Origin of the sequence: Aeromonas sp. PrichA-15, assembly GCF_017939245.1 — a bacterium.
Taxonomy (GTDB): domain Bacteria; phylum Pseudomonadota; class Gammaproteobacteria; order Enterobacterales; family Aeromonadaceae; genus Aeromonas; species Aeromonas caviae.
The window spans coordinates 1-6,314 of sequence record NZ_JAGKRH010000263.1 but is presented as its reverse complement, the minus strand read 5'-3'; the positions used below and the strand labels follow the sequence as shown (position 1 = coordinate 6,314).

6 protein-coding genes are annotated in these 6,314 nt (G+C 59.5%); 3 read left to right on the top strand and 3 right to left on the bottom strand.

Features of this window, described 5'->3' with window-relative positions:
- Positions 1-472: 472 nt before the first annotated feature.
- Positions 473-1,663: an HD-GYP domain-containing protein gene (locus tag J9889_RS20710; RefSeq protein ID WP_210557961.1), complete on the bottom strand. Its 1,191-nt coding sequence runs from the start codon at positions 1,661-1,663 to the stop codon at positions 473-475.
- A gap of 172 nt (positions 1,664-1,835) precedes the next feature.
- Here J9889_RS20710 and rsuA point away from each other — a divergent pair, with 172 nt between their 5' ends.
- Complete coding sequence (gene rsuA / locus J9889_RS20705; RefSeq protein WP_043153817.1) at positions 1,836-2,528, top strand: 16S rRNA pseudouridine(516) synthase RsuA; 693 nt, start codon at positions 1,836-1,838, stop codon at positions 2,526-2,528.
- 97 nt (positions 2,529-2,625) lie between these two features.
- Here rsuA and J9889_RS20700 read toward each other — a convergent pair whose 3' ends face one another.
- Complete coding sequence (locus J9889_RS20700) at positions 2,626-3,528, bottom strand: DMT family transporter (RefSeq protein WP_010675302.1); 903 nt, start codon at positions 3,526-3,528, stop codon at positions 2,626-2,628.
- 289 nt (positions 3,529-3,817) lie between these two features.
- Between J9889_RS20700 and J9889_RS20695 the strand changes: the two genes are divergently transcribed.
- Positions 3,818-5,455 carry a peptide ABC transporter substrate-binding protein gene (locus tag J9889_RS20695; RefSeq protein ID WP_102948627.1) on the top strand — a complete coding sequence of 546 codons (1,638 nt, stop codon included), beginning with the start codon at positions 3,818-3,820 and terminating at the stop codon, positions 5,453-5,455.
- 82 nt (positions 5,456-5,537) lie between these two features.
- Here the strand turns inward: J9889_RS20695 and tnpA are convergent, their stop codons facing one another.
- Positions 5,538-5,942, bottom strand: a complete 405-nt coding sequence (gene tnpA / locus J9889_RS20690) for an IS200/IS605 family transposase (protein ID WP_124814433.1) — start codon at positions 5,940-5,942, stop codon at positions 5,538-5,540.
- 57 nt (positions 5,943-5,999) lie between these two features.
- Between tnpA and J9889_RS20685 the strand changes: the two genes are divergently transcribed.
- Positions 6,000-6,314, top strand: a 315-nt coding sequence (locus J9889_RS20685) for a helix-turn-helix domain-containing protein (RefSeq protein ID WP_210557959.1), incomplete at its 3' end; no start/stop codon positions are given.

The following is a 6,314-nucleotide window of genomic DNA, read 5'->3' as shown; positions in this document are numbered from 1 at the left end:
CAGTGCCATAGTCCTTGAGAAACTCAAACAGGCTGTAGCCTTTCTGGAATTGGATTTTGCTTTTGGCCATGATCTCGCACCTCGATAACTGTACGTAAGATCAGTATAGTTCGTGGTAACTGACTGCTAATCATGGGTAATCAGGAAGTGATAAAGCGTATGGCATATGGATTTAGGGACTCAGAATACTTTTTTCTGAAAATCAAGGCGGCCTTCCCCGGAAAGCCGCGATGAACCATATTTTAGCGGCGGGACACGCCGTTTTAGCCTGTGGAGGCGTGGTGCAATCAGGCCGCCCGATGAAGCAGGAACCCGGTACTGCGCGAGCAGCTATCACCCAGTAATGGGAATCCCCCTCCTGTGACGCGAAGCGCTAAGGTGGGGGAGGATGTCAAGGTGAAGACTTGCGCCGCGCGGTGCGCTGGCTCAGCGAACACCATTGCCGCGAGCAGCCGTCAACAAGCCGGACAGGTTAGACGAAGTTGGCCAGGTTGATGCCAAACTCCTTGGGGTCCACCGTGCTCTCTATGGTCTCCTGAACCCCGTTTTTGGCGAGATCCAGCCACTGCACCTCGAGATAATGGCGATGGCCTGCGTGATAGATCACCTTGACCACGGGCTTGAGCGGTTGCTGTTCGTTGCGCTGCATCACGATGGCCAGGCGCTGGTTGGAGAGCTGCACCAGGGTACCCACCGGATAGACCCCCATGCACTTGATGAACCTGGTTACCAGGTCGGCATCAAAATGCAGGTCAACCCCCTTGAGCAGAATGCGAAACGCCTGGGTTGGCTGCATGCCCTGTTTGTAAACCCTGTCTGCCGTCACCGCATCGTAGACATCGACGATGCCGCTCATGCGGGTGTAGAGGGAGAGCTGATCCCCCTTGAGGCGCCGCGGGTAGCCAGTGCCATCGATCCGCTCGTGATGGTTGGCGGCCACCTCCAGCATGATGGGGGTGATGCCGGCGGTGGCGGCCAGGATGTCGTGGCTGTGGACCACGTGCTCGCGCATCACCTCCAGCTCCTCATCGGTGAGCTTGCCCGGTTTGTTGAGCACCTCGTCCGGGGTCATGATCTTGCCCACATCGTGGAGCAGGCCACCGAGGGTCAGCTCCTTGAGCACGCTGCGATCCAGCCCCAGGTAGCGGCCGAAGTTCGCCAGGAGGATGGCGACATTCATGGAGTGCTCCATCAGGTAGGCATCCTTGGCACGGATCCGCGCCAGACAGAGCATGGCATCGCCGTGGGTGAAAATGGTATCGACCATCTCTTCGGCCACGGCGGCAAGGGGCGTGATGTCGATGGGCTCTCCGGCCTTGAGATGGCGAATGAACTTGCCTTGCAGTTCGCGCGCTTCCTGATAGAGCCGACGGATCTTGAGCTCGCGCCCTTCACTACTGCCGATCTGACGAGAGGAGCCCGCCCCGTTTGTCACCACATCCGCCGGGCTTGCCGTGCCCCCTCCCGGCAGCTTGCTGCGGGCAAGATCCACCCGCACCGTCAGCACGCCACGCCGGATCAGCGCCTCCACCTGTTGAGGGTTGGTCACCATGCCCGTCTGGGAAATTTCCATGGCGCCGGTCTGGCTGGCAATGGCAATGACATACATGCCAGGTTTCAACTGGCTGACGGGGATGACGGGGTGAGACTTCGTCGGCTTCATGGGTACATCCTGGGCTTATTATTATGTGTGATGTCGGTCTGCTGACGGCAGTCTATCACTGGCACATCATGGCGTCAGGCGCCATCTTGAGTCCCTGTCGCTTAGTACTGGTGTTGTCGGGTCTGACCGATATAATGTCGCCCCCAATCATGATGGATTCCGAGGTTTTTGCATGCGGCTCGACAAATTTCTTTGCGATTGCTCCGATTTGACCCGTTCCCAGGCGGGCAAGCTGATCCGTCAGGGGGAAGTGCTGGTAGACGGCGTGCTGGTCAAGCAGCCCGCCTTTCACATCAATGAGCAACACCAGATCGAGTTTGACGGTGTGACCTTGACCCTGAACCTGCAGAATCGCTACTTCATGCTGCACAAGCCGGAAGGATATGTCTGCTCCAACGAGGACCCGGATCACGCCACCGTGTTCCACCTGCTCGACGAGCCGGCCATGGGCAAACTGCACGTGGTGGGGCGCCTCGATCTCGATACCACCGGGCTGGTGCTGATCACCGATGACGGCCAGTGGTCCCATCGCATCACGTCGCCCCGGCACGAGTGTGCGAAGACCTACCACGTCTGGCTGGCTGATCCCGTGAGTGAAGAGGCCATCTCGCTCTTTGCCGACGGTATCTACCTGCGCAACGAGAACGACAAGACCCGCCCTGCGGAGCTGGAAATCCTGGACGATCGGGAAGCACGCCTGACCATCCACGAAGGCAAGTATCACCAGGTGAAGCGGATGTTCGCCGCCATCGGCAACAAGGTGGTCGGACTGCATCGGGAACGCATCGGCGATCTGGCTCTGGACGATGAGCTGGCACCGGGGGAATACCGGGAGCTGACCGAAGAGGAAGTGGCCCTGTTCTAGGGACGCGATCGCCTCTCTCCCTGTCCGGCACGGGGGAGCATCGGCGGCTCAGTGCCGCCGATGGGCGTGTTGGTCCTTCCTGCAGGATAGACGGGGCTCAGTTCCCCATTCCCAGCACCAGGGCCGTGCCCAGGGTGGCGAGCAGGGCTCCGGCCCAGGCGGGGAGCGAGGGACGCATCCCCGAGTGCCACCACAGCAAGGGCAGCAGAATGACCGGTGTGGTGGAAGACAAGATGGCCACCATGCCCACATCTCCCTGACGCAGGGCCACCAGGATCAGGGTCATTCCCAGCGTCATCGCCAGAAATCCGTTGATGCCTATCATGCCGAGCACCTGCCGGTTGATTGGGTTGTGCGGCATGGCGAGCGGCAGGCGCAGTGCCCGCAAGACGCAGTGTGCCAAGAGGGCGCTGCCCATGCGCACGCCGGAAGCGCTCACCGCGTCCACGGTGCCGCTCATCATCACCGGCTTGGCGATGATGGCTCCGAGGCTCTGGCACAGGGCTGCGGTGAGGCCAAGGGCTATGCCGACCACGAGGCGGCCGCGCACCTGCTCCCATTCGTTCTGCTGGTTGTCGCCACGACGACCAAACAGGATGGCGAGCATGACCCCGGCCAGGACCAGCAAGGCGCCTGGCAGGCGCCAACCATCGAGCCGCTCGCCAAAGAGCCAGAGCCCAAGCAGGGCGGAGAAGAGGGCGTGGCAGGAGAAGAGCAGACCGCTGCGCCTGGGGCCGAGTCGGTTCATGCAGGCAAAGAGGGCAGTATCGCCGACGAAGATGCCGATGAGGCCGGAGAGGGCCAGCAGGGGAAGGGCGCTCTCGGTGAGGGTCTGCCAGCCTCCCGTCACCAGACTTGCGCTGGCCAGCATCAGGCTGACCAGGAACATCCGCCAGCGGCTGTAGGCAAAGGCCCCCAGATGGCGAGCCGGTTTGACGGAGATGAGGGCGGCGATCGCCCATAAACTGGCGGCAGCCAGCGCCAGCCATTCGTAACCCATAAAGACCCCTGAAACGGTAGACGACAACCGGACCTACAGGCGACATATCACCCCGGGCCGATTGCTTACGGGGCAGGGGAGCGTGCCTTCTTGCTGTCGCACGCACCCGTGGCCGCTATGTCGTCATAAAACCATGAAAAAAATAACCCGGAAGACTCCCTCTATCGGGCAGGCCCGATACAATACGGGCCGTCTTCGGGGATAACAAGCGCGGCATCATGCATTCGTTTCCAGGCGCGCCGCCGGCCTTCTCCCTATTGCAGTCAAAAGAATTGAACGAGGTTAATGTATGTTTTACCGTTTCGCCGTCAGGCCAGCCCGTCGCTGGCTATCTCCCTTACTGCTTGGGTTGATGGCGGTGCCGCCGTCACTGGCTAGTAGCGTGGTTGAGCAGACTTACATTTCAGATAGACAAACCCTGGTCAAAGGCAATGGCGCCGAACCCGAGTCCCTCGATCCGGCCCTGATCCGCTCCGGCTTCCCAGGGGAGGTGGTGCTGGTGGACCTGTTCGAGGGGCTGGTGAGCGAGGATGGACAGGGCATGATAGTGCCCGCCCAGGCCCAGCGCTGGGAGACCAGCGAGGATGGACTGGTGTGGCGTTTCTTTCTGCGTCCCCAGCTCAAATGGTCCAACGGCGAGCCCCTCACAGCCCGGGATTTCGTCTACGCCTGGCGGCGGCTGCTGAATCCGGCGCAGGCTTCCCCCTCCGCTGGCCTGTTGCTGGCGACCGGCATCAACAATGCCCAGTCCATTTATGCCGGTGCGCTCGATCTCGATGCCCTGGGGGTGGAGGCAGAAAGCGACCAGATCCTGAAAGTGACCCTGGAGCGTCCCGTTCCCTATTTCCTGCAACTGGTCAGCCAGCGTCCCTTCGTGCCGGTCAACGAACGGGTCATCACCCAGTTTGGCAAGCAGTGGACCCAGCCAGGCAAGATGGTGAGCAATGGCCCTTACAAGCTGGCGAGCTGGGTGGTGAACGAGCGCATCGAAGCCGAGCGCAACCCCCAGTACTGGGATGACGCCCATACCCGGATCCAGCGGGTGACCTACCTGCCGCTCGCTTCCCAGCATGGGGAGCGGCTGCGTTACGAAGCGGGGGAGATCCAGCTCACCAACAAGGTGGCGCTGGAGTACTACCAGAAGACCATGCAGGAGGCACCGGGGCGGATCTGGGGTTTGCCGCTGCTTGGCACCTATCTTTATACCTTCAATCTCAATCTCCCTGAATTGCAGGATGTGCGGGTGCGCCAAGCGCTCTCCATGGCCATTGATCGCTACCTGCTGACCGAGAAGGTGAGCGGCCAGGGAGAACGTCCTGCCTGGTCATTGCTGCCCGCCATGCCAGGTTATGACGAACTGGATATCCCCCTCTCCCGGGAAGACCAGTCAACTCGGTTGGCCCGCGCAGCCGCGCTGTTGGCCCAGGCAGGCTACAACAGCGCCCATCCTCTCAGGTTGACACTGACCTACAACACGTCGGAGAACCACAAGAAGCTGGCTCTGGCGGTGGCGGCCATGTGGAAACCGCTGGGGGTAGAAGTCTCCCTCAACAACATGGAGTGGAATGCTTATCAGGTGGCCAAGAACAGTGGTGATTTCATGCTGGCTCGTTCATTTTTGTTTGGTGATTATGTCGAGCCGTCGTCCATGCTTGGCAGTTTCCGCTGCCAGGATCCCCAGAACGAGAGCGGCTACTGCAACCCCGTCTTCGATGGTCTGCTGCAGCAGGCCTCCGAGACCCTGGATGCCAACGTTCGGTCCGGGATCTATCATCAGGCCGAGCAACTGCTGATGGAGGAGGTGCCCGTCATCCCCGTCTATCACTACAACCAGATGAGACTGGTGGACCCGGCACTGCGCGGCTTGCCGAGCCGCAACCTCAAGGGCGCCATCGCCACCAAGGATCTCTATTTCAGCCAGCCATGAGGAGTGTGGAATGAAGATTGCCATCTTAAATGCGAAAGGGGACTCCCTCCGACGTAGGTGGGAGGGGAATTTCGCCGGGGCGTCAGCCCCGCTGGTTTTGAATGTATTGCTTGATCACCTCCAACGGTGCTCCGCCGCAAGAGCCCGCAAAGTAAGAGCGTGACCAGAGTACGGGTTTGCTGTAAGCACCTCTCAAGTCCAGAAATTCATTACGCAGTCGCCTTGATGTGACCGCCTTTAACGAGTTCACCAGTACCGATAGCTGCACCGTTGGCGCGTACTCTATCAGCATGTGAACATGATCAGCCTCTCCGTCACACTCTTTCAGTTCCGCACCAAAATCTCTGCAAACCTCTGCCGCATACTGACCGAAGGAGGCGTGATGCAGTTCCCCCAATATCGGCTTTCGATACTTGGTGATAAACACCAAATGTACGTGCAAAACGTAGGCCGCATGGCGTGATTTATTAATTTTAGTGAATTGCATTCTGTCACTCAATCGGGCTTAATAGATATGGTAATAATGCTGCACACTGAGCGCTAAATGCAAATTCTGAAAGCCTACAAGTTCCGACTCGAACCGACCGCCCAACAAGCGCAACGCCTGCGCCAGTTGGGCGGTTGTGCTCGTTATGTCTGGAATCACGGGCTGGCAGAGACAAAGCGCATTCTGGATGCTGGCGAAAAACTACCTTCTGCCTTTGAGCTGAACAGGATGCTCACCAGTTGGAAGAAAGACCCAGAAATGGCCTTTCTGACCGAGGCATATACCGACAACCTCCAGCAGAAACTCAAAGACTTGCACGGCGCGTGGATGCGCTGCTTTGATAAAAAACTCGCCGCCAAGGCTCCCGTTTTC